The organism is Enterobacter asburiae, assembly GCF_024599655.1.
Taxonomy (GTDB): domain Bacteria; phylum Pseudomonadota; class Gammaproteobacteria; order Enterobacterales; family Enterobacteriaceae; genus Enterobacter; species Enterobacter asburiae_D.
In genome coordinates this window covers 939958-956799 of the sequence record NZ_CP102247.1, presented here as the reverse complement: position 1 = coordinate 956799, position 16842 = coordinate 939958, and the positions used below count along the sequence as shown (strand labels likewise).

Below are 16842 nucleotides of genomic sequence, written 5' to 3'. Positions count from 1 at the left end.
GTATTCCAGCCTTCGGACGGGCAAAAACATCACACGCCGATGTTCCGCAGTTTTTCCCCAGCCATCAGCTTGCGCTCGATGTGTTCCAGCGTCACGCCTTTGGTTTCCGGGATCAGCCAGAACGTGACGCCAATAAACGCGACGTTCAGCACCGTGTAGAGCCAGAAGGTTCCGGCGGCACCAATTGAATCCAGCAGCGTCAGGAACGTCGCGCCGATGATCATGTTCGACACCCAGTTGGTGGTCGTGGAACAGGTGATGCCAAAGTCACGGCATTTCAGCGGCTGAATTTCGGAGCACAGGATCCACACCACGGGCGCGGCGCTCATCGCGTAACCTGCGATACACATCATGGTCATCCCGACAGAAAGCCAGGAAAGCCCGCTTGAGGCCGTGCCGTTATCAAACTGCATCAGGCAGTAGCCGAGGATCAGCGTGCCAATCGCCATTACGCTAAAACCAATTTTCAGCGCCGGTTTACGCCCGGCTTTGTCCACGGTGAATACCGCAATGAACGTGGCGAACATAAAGGTCAGCCCGACCACCAGAGTCGCGATCATCTGCTGTTCCGTAGTGGTGAACCCGGCCATTTTGAAAATGCGCGGCGCGTAGTACATGATGATGTTCATCCCGGTGAACTGCTGCATCGCCTGCAGCAACATGCCGAGGAAGACCGCGCGGCGCACGTTGCGGTTGATCTTAAACAGCGCCCAGCCGCCCTGCTTCAGCTTCAGGCTTTCGCGGATCTCGTTCAGCTCTTCGCGCGCTTTTTCCGAGGTATCGCGCAGCATGCGCAGGACCTCTTCTGCCTCCACGTGGCGCCCTTTTTGCGCCAGCCAGCGCGGGCTGTTTGGCAGGAAAACCACCAGGACGATCAGCACCAGCGCCGGTAAGGCCAGCACGCCCAGCATCGCGCGCCAGTTGCCGCTGTAGCTGAAGTAGGTGTCAGACAGGAACGCCAGCACGATGCCCAGCGTGACCATCAGCTGATACATGCTGATCATCTTGCCGCGCACGTTCTCGCTCGCCATTTCGGAGAGATAAAGCGGCGCGGTGTAGGAGGCAATCCCCACCGCTACGCCCAGCAGCACGCGGGAGAGCAGCAGCACTTCTACGTTTGTCGCAAACGCGGAGCCGATCGACCCCGCGACGAACAGGACCGCCCCGACCATCAGGCTGTATTTGCGCCCCAGGCGGAACGACAGCCAGCCGTTAAACAGCGCGCCGATGGCCGCGCCGAGCATCATGCTGCTCACCACCCACTCCTGCAGACGGTTGCTGAGGGTAAAGTGATCGGTAATAAACGGCAGCGCTCCGGCAATGACGCCGATATCCAGTCCAAACAACAGGCCCGCCACGGCGGCGGCAATGGAGACAAACTGGTTCATGCGGCGCGTATCACGCAGCGCAGCGGGCATTAGGGTAGAGTCATTTATCGATGTCATATTTTTCCTGCCTCAACAGCAAAATTCGTTAACTGAAATTACGAGAAAGCGAGGAAAAGTGTCAGGCCGGAAATCGCGAAGTTATGGATTATTCCGCTACGGCATACGGTTCTGTGATGGACATTACAATTTAAACTTGTGGCGAATAATCACGTATTTTTACTAATCACTTAATATTTAAGCAATAAAAGTGTGATTGCCGTCATTCATGATTTTTCAGTATGGATTTTTCATCTTTAGCGATATGGATTAAGCCAATTTTTGCGCAAAAAAAACCTCCGCCCATGGGCAGAGGTTCTTAATACAGGTGAAATTAACGCGCCAGCCAGCCGCCGTCTACAGCCACGGTGTAACCGTTGATGTAATCCGATGCCGGGGAGGCCAGGAAGACAATCGGCCCCATCAGATCGCTCGGCAGGCCCCAGCGTCCCGCAGGAATACGCTCCAGGATCGCCGCGCTGCGCTCTTCGTCTGCACGCAGCTGCTGCGTGTTGTTGGTCGCCATGTAGCCCGGCGCAATCGCATTCACGTTGATATTATGTTTCGCCCATTCGTTTGCCAGCAGGCGGGTCACGCCCATTACGGCGCTTTTGGACGCGGTGTAAGACGGCACGCGGATGCCGCCCTGGAACGAGAGCATAGAGGCAATATTAACGATCTTGCCGCCTTTCCCCTGCGCAATAAAATGCTTCGCCGCCGCCTGGGACATAAAAAATACGCTCTTGATGTTCAAATCCATCACGTCGTCCCAGTCGCGCTCGCTGAAGCTGATCGCGTCTTCGCGACGAATCAGCCCGGCGTTGTTCACCAGAATGTCGATATGACCGAATTCAGCCACCGCGCGGTCCAGCAGTTCAGGAATGGAATCGATTTTACGCAGGTCAGCGGTCAGGCTCAGGAAACGGCGGCCCAGGGCCGTCACGCGTTCGATGGTGTCAGTCGGTTCAACGATATTAATTCCGACGATATCGCAGCCCGCTTCCGCCAGGCCTAACGCCATCCCCTGACCCAGCCCGGTGTCGCACCCGGAAACCACAGCCACTTTCCCCTGCAGAGAGAATGCATCCAGAATCATGTTTATTCCTTACTCTTTCAGAGCCTGTCACTCACAGGCAGGTTTATGCTTCACCGCCCGCGACTAGCGCAGATCGCTGACCGCAACGTGGTCCATATCATCGAAGACCTGGTTTTCGCCCACCATTCCCCAGATAAATGTGTAGGCTTTCGTCCCTACGCCGGAGTGAATAGACCAACTCGGTGAAATCACCGCCTGCTCGTTGTGCATCACGATATGGCGCGTTTCCTGCGGCTGTCCCATCATGTGGAACACGCAGGCGTCCTCATCCATATTGAAGTAGAAGTAGACTTCCATGCGGCGCTCGTGGGTATGGCACGGCATGGTGTTCCACAGGTTGCCCGGCGCCAGCTCGGTCAATCCCATGCTGAGCTGGCAGGTCTCCAGCACGTCCGGCACGAAGTATTTATTGATGGTGCGACGGTTGCTGGTGAGGTTGTCGCCCAGCGTCACGGGTGCGACGTCTGCCGTGGTCACTTTTTTGGTTGGGTAAGTGGAGTGAGCCGGCGCGCAGTTGTAGTAAAACTTCGCAGGCTTGCTGCCGTCGATACTGGCAAAGACCACGTCTTTCGCCCCTTTACCCACGTACAGCGCCTCGCGATGGCCAATTTCATAGCACTGTCCATCAACGGTGATGGTGCCCGGCCCGCCGATGTTAATTACACCCAGCTCGCGACGCTCGAGGAAATAGCTCACGCCCAACTGTTTACCGACCTCGCCGCCCACGGAGACGCTGTTCGTGACGGGCATAATCCCGCCCACGATAATGCGATCGATATGGCTGTAAACCATGGTGTACCTGTCGGCCTCGAATACCTGCTCGACTAAAAATGCATTGCGCAGCCCCTGAGTATCCAGCGTTTTGGCGTGCGCACTGTGGATGCTTTCTCTGACGTCCACGGTAACCTCCAGATGTGGTCATGCCCGAAGGCGGAAATAAACGAAACAGCGTTCCGTTTTTCATAATGAACACATACTATCGGCATAAAGCGGGCTTTTCAATTATATTTAAAACAACGTTTCATTTTTATTTTTGTTTATGACGAAAATGATGTTCGGATCACAATTAAACCGCAGGAAGAAAAAGGACACGAAAAAAAACCTCCCGGAGGAGGTCATTTTCAATGAGGAGAGGTTAGCGTTCGATGGCCAGCGCCACCCCTTGCCCGCCGCCTATACAGAGCGTGGCAATCCCTTTTCGGGCATTGCGCTTTTTCATTTCGTGGACCAGCGAAACCAGGATCCGGCAGCCGGATGCGCCGATAGGATGACCCAGCGCGATCGCGCCGCCGTTAACGTTGACCCGCAGGGGATCCCACTCCAGCATTTTTCCGACGGAGATCGCCTGCGCGGCATAGGCTTCGTTCACTTCGATCAGATCCACATCCGAAAGCTGCCACCCAGCGCGTTCCAGACAGCGGCGGGTCGCGTAGACCGGTGCGATCCCCATTAACGCAGGATCAACCCCCACGCTGGCGAACGCCTTAATGCGGGCCAGCACGGGGAGAGCGAGCTCATGGGCTTTGCTTTCGCTCATCATCATAACGGCGGCAGCGCCGTCGTTAATGGAAGAGGCATTTCCCGCCGTCACCGAGCCCTGCATTTCAAACGCAGGGTTCAGCCTCGCCAGGCCTTCCGCGCTGGCGTCGGTGCGCGGCTGTTCATCGGTATCCACGACGATAGACTCGCCGCTCTGACGCTGCGTGCTGACCGGGACAATCTCGTCGCGAAAACGACCGGAATCAATCGCCGCACGCGCTTTTTGCTGCGAGCTTAGCGCATAGGCATCCTGCACCTCACGGCTGATGCCGTATTCGCGCGCCAGGTTTTCCGCCGTCACGCCCATATGGTAGTCATTGAACGCATCCCACAGCCCGTCATGCACCAGGCTGTCGAGCAGCTGACTGTTGCCCAGCTGTGCGCCGGTACGGCTGTCGGTCAACACGTGCGGCGCGCGGCTCATATTCTCCTGCCCGCCCGCAATAATCACATCCGCTTCACCACACTGAATGGCCTGCGTCGCGAGATGAAGCGCTTTTAATCCTGAGCCACAGACGTCGTTAATGGTAATGGCGGAGACGGTATTGGGCAGCCCGCCCTTCAGCGCTGCCTGACGCGCAGGGTTTTGCCCGGCACCGGCCGTGAGAACCTGTCCCAGGATCACCTCATCAACTTCATGTGCTGGGATCCCGCTACGTTCCACCAGCGCTTTTACCACCACGCTCCCCAGGTCAACCGCCGAGTGACGCGCAAGCGCTCCCTGAAAACAGCCGATAGCTGTACGCAACGCACCCACTATTACGACATCTTTCATCACGACCTCTGTGTTAAATGACATGACGATAGTAGAGGATTGTTACTGGCAATTATCTTAATTGTTTAAAAATAGTGAGTTTAATCACAAGGATCAGCGCGCATCCTGCAGATACTGCCGCAGCCAGCTTCCGGCAACGCCGGGAGGGGATCGTTTATTCCACAGCAGATCGATGCCGATCGCCCGCGGCCAGCCGGGAACATCGAGCTGTACCAGGGATTTCGCGGCGGCAAATTCATCCACCAGCGCACAGGGCAATACGCACCAGCCAAATCCCTGTACCGCCATACTCAAGAGTAACAGGTAATTTGGTGCTGACCAGACGGGCCCGCGCGCGATCTCAGCCTCGCGCTCAAGATAGGTGCTCAGCCGCAGCTCTCGCCAGCCGTGCAGCTCGTCACGCTGAACGTCATGTTGTCCGGCCAGCGGATGCGTGGTCGCGACATAGATCGCCATGCGGGTCTGCATCGGCAGGCGTATAGCGCCAATATCCGTAGGATAACCGTCTCGCGCTTCGGTGAGGCCAACCTGCGCGCGCTCCTTTTGCAGCAGATCGATCACGTCCTCTTCCTCGCCAATCAGACATTCGAATTCCGTATGGGGAAAACGCGCGTCAAACTGTTTCATCATATCTTCCAGCACGTCCGGATTGAGGGTATCGGAAAGGACAAACGTCAGACGCGCCTCCGTTTGCGCCGTTAACGACACCGCCAGCTCATCCAGCCGCGTGCTGGCGGCCAGGATGGCCTGCACGTAGCCCAGCACCTGTTCTCCCTGGACCGTTAATACCGGCTGGCGCGCCGAGCGGTCAAACAGCTCGAAACCGAGATCGGCCTCAAGATTGGCAATGGACGTGCTGATAGTCGACTGGCTTTTACGCAGCCGGCGTGCGGCGGCAGAAAACGAGCCCGCCGCAACGGTCTCGACAAACGCATTAAGGGCTTCGGGTGAATAGCGCATAACCTATCTACTTTAGCGATGGATACCATCTTTATTATATCAACTTTAGCGATGAAAATAGGCTGCATCAACGCCCATACCGGCGAATTAATGAGGTCTATGACTATGCAACATCAGGATGCACTCCAACGTAAACTGCCGGAGCGGATCTTTCATGCTGTCTGTTTTGAAGGGATTGCGACGGCGATCCTCGCCCCTACGGCGGCGTGGCTCATGCAGCGTTCCGTGGTGGAGATGGGTGGGTTGACCATTATTCTGGCCACCACCGCCATGCTGTGGAACATTATTTATAACTTCGGCTTCGACCGTTTCTGGCCGGTTCAGCGCGTCAAACGTACGGCAAAAGTGCGCGCGCTGCATGCGCTGGGGTTCGAATGCGGGTTTATCGTGATTGGCGTGTCGATTGTCGCCGCCGTGCTGGGAGTCACCCTGCTTCAGGCATTCACGCTGGAAATAGGTTTCTTCCTGTTCTTCCTGCCGTACACCATGTTCTATAACTGGGCATACGATTGCCTGCGCGAGAAATTTCTTAAGCGTCGCCAGCAACGGCGCGCCCTGGCAGGCTAAACCGCCTTTGGCCGGACGCCCGTTCCGGCCAAACTCCTTCGAAGCAACTGCGCTCTCCGTGCATAACTATGGTAAATTGCACGCCATTCCGATGGTTTGATAGTTGATACGTTGCTCTAATGTCGAAAATTTGGTCAAAAGATGAGACTCTCTGGAGTTTCGCTCTCTATGGCACGGCCGTGGGCGCAGGAACGCTGTTCTTGCCCATCCAGCTGGGCTCCGCAGGCGCTATCGTCCTGTTTATTACCGCCCTCGTGGCCTACCCCTTAACCTACTGGCCGCACAGAGCGCTGGCGCAATTTATCCTGTCGTCAAAAACAAAAGGCAATGAAGGGATCACCGGCGCCGTCTCGCACTACTACGGCAGGAAAATTGGCAATCTGATCACCACGCTCTATTTCATCGCCTTCTTTGTGGTGGTGCAGATTTATGCGGTGGCCATCACCAACTCGCTCACGGAGCAGCTGGCAAAACACCTGACGGTGGATACCGTCGTTCGCGTGCTGGTCAGCCTGGGCGTGGTGCTGGTGCTGAATCTGATCTTCCTGATGGGACGCCATATCACGATAAAAGTGATGGGCTTCCTGGTATTTCCACTGATTGCCTATTTTCTGTTTGTCTCGCTCTACCTGACCGGAAGCTGGCAACCCTCGCTGCTGACCAGCCAGATGACCGTCGATCGTCATACGCTGCATCAGGTATGGATTTCGATTCCGGTGATGGTATTTGCGTTCAGCCATACCCCGATTATCTCAACGTTTGCCGTTGATCGCCGCGAGAAGTTTGCCGACGGCGCCATGGATAAATGCAAGAAAATCATGAAGGTGGCGTACCTGATCATCTGCCTGAGCGTGCTGTTTTTTGTCTTCAGCTGCCTGCTCTCTATCCCGCCGTCGTACATTGTGGCCGCCAAAGAGCAAGGGGTAACGATCCTGTCCGCGCTGTCGATGATGCCTTCTTCACCGGCGTGGCTGGGCATTTCCGGGATTATCGTGGCGATTATTGCGATGTCGAAATCGTTCCTCGGCACCTATTTTGGGGTGATTGAAGGGGCGACGGAGATCGTGAAGTCGTCGCTCAATCAGGTGGGCGTGAAAAAGAGCCGCGCCTTTAACCGCGCGATTTCCATTATGGGGGTGTCGTTAATCACCTTTGCCGTCTGCTGCATTAACCCGAACGCCATTTCGATGATTTACGCCATCAGCGGCCCGCTTATCGCCATGATCCTGTTTATCATGCCGACGCTGTCGACGTATCTGATCCCCTCGCTGAAACAGTACCGTTCCATTGGCAACCTGCTGACGCTGATCGTCGGCGTGCTGTGCGTGTCGGTGATGTTTGTCGGCTAATTCCCTTTCCTGCCCGGCGCTCTGCCGGGCAGGACATTCAGTTTTGGCCTGCTGCTTACAGTGGAAAAGGCCTGTCCTGCACCACCGTTTTCATGACAAGCGTTGAGCGAAGATGCTGCACGCCAGGCATGGCGGAGAGCTTCTCGTCGTAGAGCTTCTGGAAAGCCGACAGGTCGCGGGTCACGACGTGCATCAGATAATCGGGATCGCCAAACAGGCGCTGTGCCAGCACGATCTGCGGAATTTCCTCCACCGCCGCTTCAAACGCGCTAACCGCCTTTCTGTCCCCCTCCTTCAGCGTCGCAAACACTATTGCCAGGAAGTTGAATCCCATTTTGGCGGGGTCGAGGCTGGCCCGGTATCCCGTTATGGCCCCGCTTTGCTCCAGCGCCCGCACGCGACGATGGCACGGCGAGAGGCTTAGATTCACTCTTTCAGCCAGCTCGGTCAGGGATAAGCGGCCATCAGACTGTAGCTCAGCAAGAATTTTTCGATCGATGCTATCCATGTGGAAGATTTTCTCAATTTCACGGTGTTATGAGCATAACATTGAAAGCCTATTTCGCAGGGTTAGCGATATTCTTTTTCTCAACCTTTGACGCACTGCGGGAGTCTTCAGGACGATGGAAATGAGTATTGTGGCCGGCTTTTGGGTGGTTTCTTTTCTGCTTATCATGACGCCAGGCGCCGACTGGGCCTACGCCATTAGCGCCGGAATTAACGGGCGACGCGTGGTGCCAGCGGTGATGGGGTTGATGTCCGGGCATCTGTTAGCCACGCTGGTTGTGGTGGCTGGCGTGGGGGTAGTGATTGCTCAACATCCGCTGGCGTTAACCGGGCTGACCATCGCGGGGGCCCTGTATCTCCTGTGGCTTGGCATCGGGTTGTTGCGTCACCCTGCCGCACCGGAAAAGGCCACCCACCATGCGGGAAACTGGAGACAGTGGGCGGTGAAAGGACTCTGTATTAGCGGTCTTAACCCGAAAGTTTTTTTGCTTTTCCTGGCGCTGCTTCCGCAGTTTACCGACCCGACCGGAAGCTGGTCGATAGCAATGCAAATGTCCGCGCTTGGCGTGATGCACCTTATCACCTGTACGCTGGTCTATCTGCTGGTGGGGTATGGTTCGAAAGCGGTGCTGGCGACCCGGCCGCAGGCGGCGCGTCTGGTAAGCATGGCATCAGGAGGGATAATGGTGCTGATCGCGTTGATATTGCTATTTGAGCAGGCGAGATGAAAAAACACCGGCCATCGCCGGTGTTATTTACGCCCGAATATCGTCATATTCCCGCGTTTTATCAAACTCATGCTTCGCGAACGGGCACAGGGGAATAATTTTGCGGTTCTCACCGCGCATCTTCTCCACCACTTTCGCCACCAGCTGTTTACCGACGCCCTGCCCTTTCAGGCTCTCATCCACGTCGGTGTGCTCGATAATGCTCAGGTGCTCGCCGGTCGGCACGAAGACAATCTCCGCGACCTGGTTGCCGTTCGCATCATTCACGTAAAACTTGTTATGGCCTTCCAGAATATCCATGGTTCCTCGCTTATTTTTGGCGATACTTCAGCGCACCGCTCGGGCAGGTATCAATCACGCGTACAACCGTTTCAACGTCCACTTCATCGGGAATGATCCACGGCTTACGTTTCAGATTAAACAGCTTTGCGCTCCCACGCACGCAGTTACCTGAGTGTTTGCAGATCCCGGTATTGAAGTAAACGTCAATTTTCTCGCCGGTATAGGCCCGGTAGCCCGCATCCAGTAGTTCTTTATCCATGACATTGCCTCTGTAATTATTATCGTGCTGAATGAATCATAGCCCCACGGGATCCTGATGGCTATAACGCCGAAAACGAAAAGCCAGGTCACAACTCTTTTCTCGCCAGATTGCGTCCGCTATTGCCACATGTCAGGCTCGGCAAATGTCACTTTTACATAACTTCCGCAGGTTGAATGAAACGCAGACTCTCTTTTCAGGTAAAGCTGTTTTTAGCGCTGGTGTGCTTCTCCTGCCTGCTGTTAGTTCTGCTGGGAACAATCCTGTTTCATTTTATTGACCGACAGCTCCATCACGATCTCGGCCAGCGCGCCCGGGTTCAGGCCAGCCAGATCGCGCTGATGCCGGGTCTGGCGGCAATGGTAGCGGCCAGAGATATTCCGGGAATAGCCCGGTTAATTCAGCCGCTGCGCGCCGAAAGCGATGCCAGCTACATTGTGATTGGCGATACCGAGGAACAGCACCTTTATCATTCGGAATCCCCGGAGCGTATTAATTTACCGATGATCGGCGGGGATAATGCGGAGGTGTTAAAGGGGAAAACCATTATTTCCGTGCGTCAGGGCGGGATTGGCGTGTCGCTACGCAGCAAAGCCCCCATCTTCAACGCGCAGCATCAGGTGATTGGTATTGTCTCGGTCGGCTATCTGACCTCCTATATTGCCAACATTAACGCCCGCATTCTCTGGCAGTCCGGGTTGTACGGCGCAGGCCTTCTGCTCCTGCTGTTTATTTTCTCCTGGCTGTTTACCCGCAACCTCAAAAAACAGATGTTCCGACTGGAGCCAAAAGATATCGCTCAGCTGGTTTTACAGCAGCGCGCGCTATTAGAAGCCATGTACGAAGGGGTATTTGCCGTCAACGGTGAGAAGCAGCTGATTTTAATTAACCGCGCGGCACGAGAAATGCTGGATATTCGGCAAAGTGAGAAAGAACTTATCGGTAAACCGCTGGAAGACATTCTGCAGACGTCGCCGGGCTTTTTATCCCAGCGCTACGCCTCGGTGAGCAGCGGGAGCCACGACCAGATTGCGGTGCTGAACCAGCGCGAGGTGATCGTCAACCGCGTAGCGATTGAGGTCGAACCGGGCGTTGAAAGCGGCTGGGTGTACAGCTTTCGCGACAAAAATGACATTAACACGCTCAGCAGCCAGCTTAGTCAGATCAAACGCTATGCGGATAACCTGCGCATTATGCGCCACGAACAGCTGAACTGGACCGCCACGCTGGTGGGGTTGCTGCAGATGAAACACTATGACGAGGCGATCCGTTACATCCAGGTGCAGTCAGAAGGCGCGCAGCGCGTGCTGGATTTTGTCTCTGCCCATTTTGTCTCACCGGCGCTGTGCGGGCTGCTGCTCGGAAAATACGTCAGCGCGCGCGAAAAAGGCATCGAGCTGCTGTTTGATCCCGCCTGCCAGCTCACCCGCATGCCTGCCGCGCTGAGTGAAACGGAGCTGATGTCCATTATTGGTAATCTGCTGGATAACGCCGTGGAGGCGACCCTCAACGCGCCGGTCCACGCGCCTGTAGAACTCTATATTTCTGACCGTAACCAGGAACTGCTGATCGAGGTAGCCGATCGGGGCTGCGGGGTGGACGATGCGATGAAGCCGCATATTTTCCGCCATGGGTTCAGCAGCAAACCCGACAGCGAAAACGATATTGTGGGTACCGAGCACGGTATTGGCCTGTTTCTGGTGGCAGGATATATCGACAAGGCTGGTGGCAGTATTGAGATTGCCGACAACACGCCGCAGGGCACTATTTTTTCTGTGTTTATACCGAATGGGCAACAGCATGACCCGACCACTTGACGTTGTGATCGTTGAGGATGAGCCGCACCTGGCGGAGCTGCATCGCGAGTATATTGAGCAAAATTTTCATTTGCGCGTGGTGGGCATCGCCGCGTCGATTGAGCAGGCGTGCAGCCTGATTCGTCAGCATCATCCTCGGCTTATCCTGCTGGACAACTATCTCCCGGATGGTAAAGGCGTGGAGCTCATCGATAACCCGCTGCTGAAAAGCTATGAGTGCTCGGTGATCTTCATCACCGCCGCCAGCGATATGCAGACCTGCAGCCACGCCATGCGCAGCGGCGCGTTTGACTACCTGATTAAGCCGGTCTTTTTCCAGCGCCTGCACGCCTCGCTGGAGCGTTTTATGCGCTTCATCCACACCGTGCAGCAGGTGAAGGTGGTCGACCAGCATGCGCTGGATCGCCTGTTTAATCTGCCTGCCGCGGAAGCCTCCATTACGCCGTCGACGAAAGGCATTGAGCCCCAAACGCTGGAGCGGATTAAACGCCTGTTCGCCGAGCATCCCGACAACGCCATGTCGGTTGAAGAGGTGGTGGATAACGTGGGGATCAGCAAAACCACGGGGCGTCGCTACCTTGAATACTGCGTGGAGAGCGGGCTAATCAGCGTCGAAATGCTGTATGGCAATATTGGTCATCCGCGAAGGTTATACCGCAAAGCGCCCGATAAACCGTAATCCAGAACCGTTCGTAAGCTAACGTTCGTGGATTTTATGGTGTTAATTGCTGAAACGACGGCGACAATCACACTTCGGAATCATTGCCCGCGCCTCCCTATTGCCGGAGGCGCGCTTTACGCTATGTTGACAATTAGTTCCTCAAATGTAACTAAAAGGTTAACTATAATGTCGAACACGTTCCGAATTTCTCTGCTTACCGCTACTGTACTGTTCTCTGCTTCTGCACTGTCTGCCCTGCCGCAGGGCTATCCTGCTGAGTATCAAAAAGTGGTTGATGCCGCAACGAAAGAGGGCAAGGTTGTTATTTACTCCACCACTGACATCAAAGCCGCCGGGCCGCTGATTCAGGGCTTCGAAAAAACCTACCCGGGCATCAAAGTTGAATACAACGACATGAACAGCACCGAGCTGTACAACCGTTTTATCAGCGAACAGGCCTCCGGCGGTGTGAGCGGCGACGTGGTCTGGAGCTCCTCTATGGACACGGGCCTGAAGCTCGCCACCGACTACGCCATGGAGTACAAATCTCCGGAGCAAAGCCAGCTGCCGAAATGGGCGGTCTGGAAGGATAAGGCTTACGGCACCACCTATGAGCCGGTGGTCTTTATCTACAACAAGCGCCTGATCCCGGCCGGCGACGTGCCGGATTCTCACGCCGCGCTGGCGAAGCTGATTGCCAGCCAGACGGACAAATTCAAGGGCAAAGTCACCACCTACGACATCGAAAAATCGGGTCTGGGCTTTATGCTCTCGGTTCAGGATCACAACGCCGATCCTAATTACTTTAAGACCCTGGCCGACGTCGCCAAAGGTGGCTTATCGGTGCAGTCGTCTACCGGCACCATGATGGAGCGCGTCTCCTCCGGTGAAAACCTGATCGGCTTCAACATCCTCGGTTCCTACGCGGAAGCGCGTGCGAAGAACGATCCGTCGCTCGGCATCTCCTATCCAAAAGATTACACCCTGGTGCTGTCTCGCGTGTCGTTCATCAGCCAGCAATCGCAAAACAGCAACGCCGCGAAGCTGTGGCTGGACTATGTGCTGTCTGAACAAGGGCAAAACATTCTGGCCAATCAGGCGGACATTCCCTCCATTCGTAACGATATCGAAGGGAAAAATGATATCGACGGCCTGACCAAAATCCTCGGCAACGCGCTGAAGCCAATTCCGGTTGATGAAACGCTGCTGGAATACCTGCAGCCGAAAAAACGCCTGGAGTACATCAAAGAGTGGCGTACCGCCGCCGGTAAATAAGCGTCTGAGCGCGGCGCAGGCCGCCGCGCTCCCTTATCGACTGAGTTCGTTTTTCTGGGCTGCAACACCAGGGATACCCCATGAATACATTACGCAGAAAGTGGCAAAGCCTGCCGCGAGGCATCGTCGTGCTGATAACCGCCCTGGTTATCTACACCCCGCTGTCGTTTATCGTGATACAGAGCTTCCTGTCCGCCCCGTTCTTTTCGCCGTCAAAAGAGTGGAGCTTTGAATCATTTGAGTTTATTTTCACCGACCCTGATTTTTATAAAGCCCTGAAAAGCGGCTTTATTCTTGCTTTCGGGCTGGTCTTTATCTCCATTCCGCTGGGCGGCGTGCTGGCGTTTCTGATGGTGCGTACCGACCTGCCCGGCCGCCGGCTGATTGAGCCGCTGATCCTGGTCCCGATCTTCGTTTCACCGATGGTGCTGGGCTTTGGCTACGTGGTGGCCGCCGGTCCGGTGGGCTTTCTCTCCCAGTGGGCTCAGGCGCTGATTGGCTTTGTGCCGTGGAATATCTACGACATGTCGAGCATTGTGGTCATTGCCGGCCTGACGCACGTCCCGCACGCCTATCTGTATATCTCGTCAGCGCTGCGCAGCGTGGGCTCCGATGTGGAAGAAGCCGCGCGCACCGCGGGCGCGTCGCCCTGGCAGGTGATGACCTCCGTCAGCCTGCCGATGGTGCGCCCGTCCATTCTGTACGCCACCGTGCTGCTGTTCTTCCTCGGGCTGGAAGTGTTCGGCCTGATGCTGGTCCTCGGCGATCCGGAAGGCAACATGGTACTGGCGACCTATCTCTATAAACTGACGAACAAGATGGGCACCCCATCCTATAACCTGATGGCAGCGGTTGCCGTGGTGCTGATCTGCATCACCATCCCGCTGGTGATGCTCCAGCGTCGCCTGATGCGCACCGCCAACCGCTTCGTTACCATGAAGGGCAAGGCCTCGCAGGCCCGCGCGCTGCCGCTGGGTAAATGGCGCTGGGTGGCTGGCGGAGTGATTGCCTTCTGGCTCACCGTCACCATCGGCGTTCCGCTGCTCGGCGTGGTATTGCGCGCGTTTATCTCCAACTGGGGCGTGGGCGTTTCGCTGTGGGACGAGCTTTCTCTGAACACCTTCCGCACCATCTGGGCGCAGCCCAACCTGCTGCGCGCTATCGTCAACTCCATGGCGATTGGCGTGATTGGCGGCGCGCTGGCCGTGGTGTGCTACCTGTTTGTCGGCATTGCCATGCACCGCAAGCCGGATAACACCACGCGTTTCCTCGACTACAGCGTGCTGGTGCCGCGCGCCGTGCCTGGCCTGCTGGCGGGTCTGGCGTTCCTGTGGGTATTCCTGTTCCTGCCGATGTGGCTGGATAACTCCCTGAAATCCGGCTGGCTTTCCGGGTTCGCATGGACCGACTGGATGCGCGAAAACGTCATCGTCTGGCTGCGTTCGCTGCGCAGCACCATTTTCAGCGTCTGGCTGGCCTATACCGTGGTGTGGATGGCTTACGGGCTGAGGCTTATCTCTTCCACGCTGCTGCAGGTGGGGCCGGAGCTTGAAGAAGCGGCGCGCAGCACCGGGGCGACGCGCGGGCAGATCACCCGCCACGTCACCATCCCCCTCTCCCGCTACGGTCTTATCGGTTCGTGGCTGCTGATGTTCCTGATCTTTGAGCGCGAATATTCAACGGGTGTGTACCTGCTTTCACCCGGCACGGAGACCATCGGCTCGATGCTGGTTTCCCTCTGGGCCGCGGGTGCCATCGATATCGTGGCGGCGCTCTCTTTCATTAACATCCTGCTGGTCGTGGTAGGTCTGGGCATTGCCCTTCGTTTCGGAGTGAAAATACATGATTGAATTAGCGGTTGACGATCTGCACTTAACCTACGGCGACAATCCTGTTTTAAAAGGTGTCTCCATGAACCTGAAGCGCGGCGAAGTGGTCTCCCTGTTAGGCCCCTCCGGCAGCGGCAAAACCACCCTGCTGCGTGCCGTCGCGGGTCTGGAAAAACCGACACAGGGGTCGATTGTCATTGGCAACAATAAAGTTTACGACGGCACGCCGCGCAGTGAGATCCCGGCGGAGGAGCGTAACCTGGGGCTGGTGTTCCAGTCCTATGCCCTGTGGCCGCACAAAACCGTGTTTGAGAACGTGGCCTATCCGCTCAAGCTGCGCAAAGTCCCGGCCAAAGAGATCCAGCAGCGCGTGCAGGACGTGCTGGACCAGCTTGGTCTGGGCCATCTTGGCAAACGTCACCCGCACCAGCTCTCCGGTGGGCAGCAGCAGCGCGTGGCGATTGGACGTGCGCTGGTCTACAACCCGCCGGTGATTTTGCTGGATGAACCGCTCTCTAACCTCGACGCCAAGCTGCGAGAAGAGGCCCGCGTGTTCCTCCGCGAACTGATTATCAAGCTCGGGTTATCCGCGCTCATGGTGACGCACGACCAGAACGAAGCGATGTCCATCTCCGACCGCATCCTGCTGCTGAACAACGGCAAAATTGAGCAACAGGGTACGCCGCAGGAGATGTACGGCTCGCCGAAGACGCTGTTTACCGCCGAGTTTATGGGCAGCAACAATCGCCTGCACGGCAAGGTCACCGAAGTACGCGACGGCAAAGCGCGTATTGAAGGGAAAGGCTGGGTGCTGTGGGGCCAGGCCGGTGAAGGGGTGCAGAGCGGTAAAGAAGCCACGGCGGTGATCCGCGTCGAGCGCGTCGCGGTGGTTGAGGGGCCAGGGGAAAATCAGCTTGAGCTACCGCTGCTCACCAGCATGTATCTCGGCGACCGGTGGGAGTACCTGTTCCGCACCGTGGGTGATGATTTTGTCATTCGTGCTTATGGGCATGAGGTTCGGGATCCGCAGCACTGCCATCTTTCGCTGCCGGAGAAGCATGTTTGGGTGTTTCCGAAAGGGTGAATTTAAGAGGAAAAGGCTGCGGGATGCGGCCTTTTTACATTAGAAATGTATTTAGTTTAACTTAACTCAAACTCAATAAAATATAACGCTTTGAATTTGATACGCTTATTTACCACCCACTTTCCCTGTCGGTACAATTTCCTTATGAATTTGTATAACAACATGAGGAAAAGAAAAATGGCTATTCCAGCTTACCTATGGCTTAAAGATGACGGCGGCGCAGACATTAAAGGCTCTGTAGACGTTCAAGATCGTGAGGGCAGCATTGAGATCACCGGATTTTCCCATAATCTCAGCATTCCAACGGACGGAATGACGGGAAAGATCACAGGAACCCGCAAGCACTCAGCTGTGCTAATTCAAAAAGAGTTTGATAGTTCATCCCCCTACCTCTATAAAGCCGTAGCCACTGGTCAGACGCTAAAATCTGCTGAGTTCAAATGGTACAAGATCAACGACGCAGGACAGGAAGCGGAATACTTCAACTTCCTGCTTGAAGGCGTAAAAGTTGTCGGCGTTTCGCCAGTGATGCACGACACCAAAGATCCGACCAAAGAGAAGCATACCCACCTTGAGTGCGTAGAACTTCGTTATGAAAAAATCACATGGAAATACTGCGATGGTAACGTGCAGTTCACCGATGCATGGAATGAGAGAGCGCAAGCGTGAGATACCCAACATTAGCGGCAT

Annotated in this window: 17 protein-coding genes; 9 read left to right on the top strand and 8 right to left on the bottom strand. The window is 55.8% G+C overall.

The genetic code is table 11. From position 1 onward, the window contains the following. Positions 1–29 precede the first annotated feature (29 nt). From araE to NQ230_RS04665, 5 genes are all read right to left on the bottom strand, one after another. Complete coding sequence (araE, locus tag NQ230_RS04685; RefSeq protein WP_193940404.1) at positions 30–1445, bottom strand: arabinose-proton symporter AraE; 1416 nt, start codon at positions 1443–1445, stop codon at positions 30–32. 313 nt (positions 1446–1758) lie between these two features. Next, the gene (kduD, locus tag NQ230_RS04680) at positions 1759–2520 is read right to left on the bottom strand and encodes a 2-dehydro-3-deoxy-D-gluconate 5-dehydrogenase KduD (RefSeq protein WP_193940405.1); all 762 of its coding nucleotides are present in this window, start codon (positions 2518–2520) and stop codon (positions 1759–1761) included. Between the two features lie 63 nt (positions 2521–2583). After that, a complete protein-coding gene (kduI, locus tag NQ230_RS04675) occupies positions 2584–3420 on the bottom strand; it encodes a 5-dehydro-4-deoxy-D-glucuronate isomerase (RefSeq protein ID WP_063144683.1) in 837 nt (278 codons plus the stop codon). 235 nt (positions 3421–3655) lie between these two features. Further along, complete coding sequence (locus tag NQ230_RS04670) at positions 3656–4834, bottom strand: acetyl-CoA C-acetyltransferase (RefSeq protein WP_257260203.1); 1179 nt, start codon at positions 4832–4834, stop codon at positions 3656–3658. A 93-nt stretch (positions 4835–4927) separates the two neighbouring features. Next, a complete protein-coding gene (locus tag NQ230_RS04665; protein WP_159514843.1) occupies positions 4928–5794 on the bottom strand; it encodes a LysR family transcriptional regulator in 867 nt (288 codons plus the stop codon). A gap of 105 nt (positions 5795–5899) precedes the next feature. On the opposite strand from NQ230_RS04665, the gene NQ230_RS04660 reads away from it, so the two are divergent. Next, positions 5900–6361, top strand: coding sequence for a multidrug/biocide efflux PACE transporter (locus tag NQ230_RS04660; RefSeq protein ID WP_023333288.1), 462 nt, complete (start codon positions 5900–5902; stop codon positions 6359–6361). 119 nt (positions 6362–6480) lie between these two features. Beyond that, positions 6481–7710 carry an amino acid permease gene (locus tag NQ230_RS04655; RefSeq protein WP_257260201.1) on the top strand — a complete coding sequence of 410 codons (1230 nt, stop codon included), beginning with the start codon at positions 6481–6483 and terminating at the stop codon, positions 7708–7710. Positions 7711–7765: 55 nt separating this feature from the next. Here NQ230_RS04655 and NQ230_RS04650 read toward each other — a convergent pair whose 3' ends face one another. Next, positions 7766–8218 carry an Lrp/AsnC family transcriptional regulator gene (locus NQ230_RS04650; RefSeq protein WP_029742214.1) on the bottom strand — a complete coding sequence of 151 codons (453 nt, stop codon included), beginning with the start codon at positions 8216–8218 and terminating at the stop codon, positions 7766–7768. 115 nt (positions 8219–8333) lie between these two features. Here NQ230_RS04650 and NQ230_RS04645 point away from each other — a divergent pair, with 115 nt between their 5' ends. After that, positions 8334–8945 carry a LysE family translocator gene (locus tag NQ230_RS04645; protein WP_252033541.1) on the top strand — a complete coding sequence of 204 codons (612 nt, stop codon included), beginning with the start codon at positions 8334–8336 and terminating at the stop codon, positions 8943–8945. A 27-nt stretch (positions 8946–8972) separates the two neighbouring features. Here NQ230_RS04645 and NQ230_RS04640 read toward each other — a convergent pair whose 3' ends face one another. After that, the gene (locus NQ230_RS04640) at positions 8973–9245 is read right to left on the bottom strand and encodes a GNAT family N-acetyltransferase (protein WP_008499687.1); all 273 of its coding nucleotides are present in this window, start codon (positions 9243–9245) and stop codon (positions 8973–8975) included. 10 nt (positions 9246–9255) lie between these two features. After that, positions 9256–9486, bottom strand: a complete 231-nt coding sequence (gene yjdI, locus NQ230_RS04635) for a 4Fe-4S mono-cluster protein YjdI (protein ID WP_008499689.1) — start codon at positions 9484–9486, stop codon at positions 9256–9258. Between the two features lie 176 nt (positions 9487–9662). Between yjdI and NQ230_RS04630 the strand changes: the two genes are divergently transcribed. The 6 genes from NQ230_RS04630 (at position 9663) to NQ230_RS04605 (ending at position 16821) form a co-directional block, all read left to right on the top strand. Further along, positions 9663–11303 (top strand): ATP-binding protein, encoded by a 1641-nt coding sequence (locus NQ230_RS04630; protein WP_257260199.1) that lies wholly within the window; start codon positions 9663–9665, stop codon positions 11301–11303. Next, positions 11287–11982 carry a response regulator gene (locus tag NQ230_RS04625; protein WP_257260198.1) on the top strand — a complete coding sequence of 232 codons (696 nt, stop codon included), beginning with the start codon at positions 11287–11289 and terminating at the stop codon, positions 11980–11982. Before NQ230_RS04630 ends, NQ230_RS04625 begins: the two co-directional genes overlap by 17 nt. A gap of 168 nt (positions 11983–12150) precedes the next feature. Continuing rightward, positions 12151–13239 carry an ABC transporter substrate-binding protein gene (locus NQ230_RS04620; protein WP_023309072.1) on the top strand — a complete coding sequence of 363 codons (1089 nt, stop codon included), beginning with the start codon at positions 12151–12153 and terminating at the stop codon, positions 13237–13239. A gap of 80 nt (positions 13240–13319) precedes the next feature. Further along, positions 13320–15089 (top strand): ABC transporter permease, encoded by a 1770-nt coding sequence (locus NQ230_RS04615; protein WP_023309073.1) that lies wholly within the window; start codon positions 13320–13322, stop codon positions 15087–15089. Then, on the top strand, positions 15082–16152 hold the full coding sequence (locus NQ230_RS04610) for an ABC transporter ATP-binding protein (RefSeq protein WP_257260197.1): 1071 nt from the start codon (positions 15082–15084) through the stop codon (positions 16150–16152). Before NQ230_RS04615 ends, NQ230_RS04610 begins: the two co-directional genes overlap by 8 nt. Positions 16153–16329: 177 nt before the next feature. Further along, the gene (locus tag NQ230_RS04605; RefSeq protein WP_088204235.1) at positions 16330–16821 is read left to right on the top strand and encodes an Hcp family type VI secretion system effector; all 492 of its coding nucleotides are present in this window, start codon (positions 16330–16332) and stop codon (positions 16819–16821) included. Positions 16822–16842: the final 21 nt, after the last annotated feature.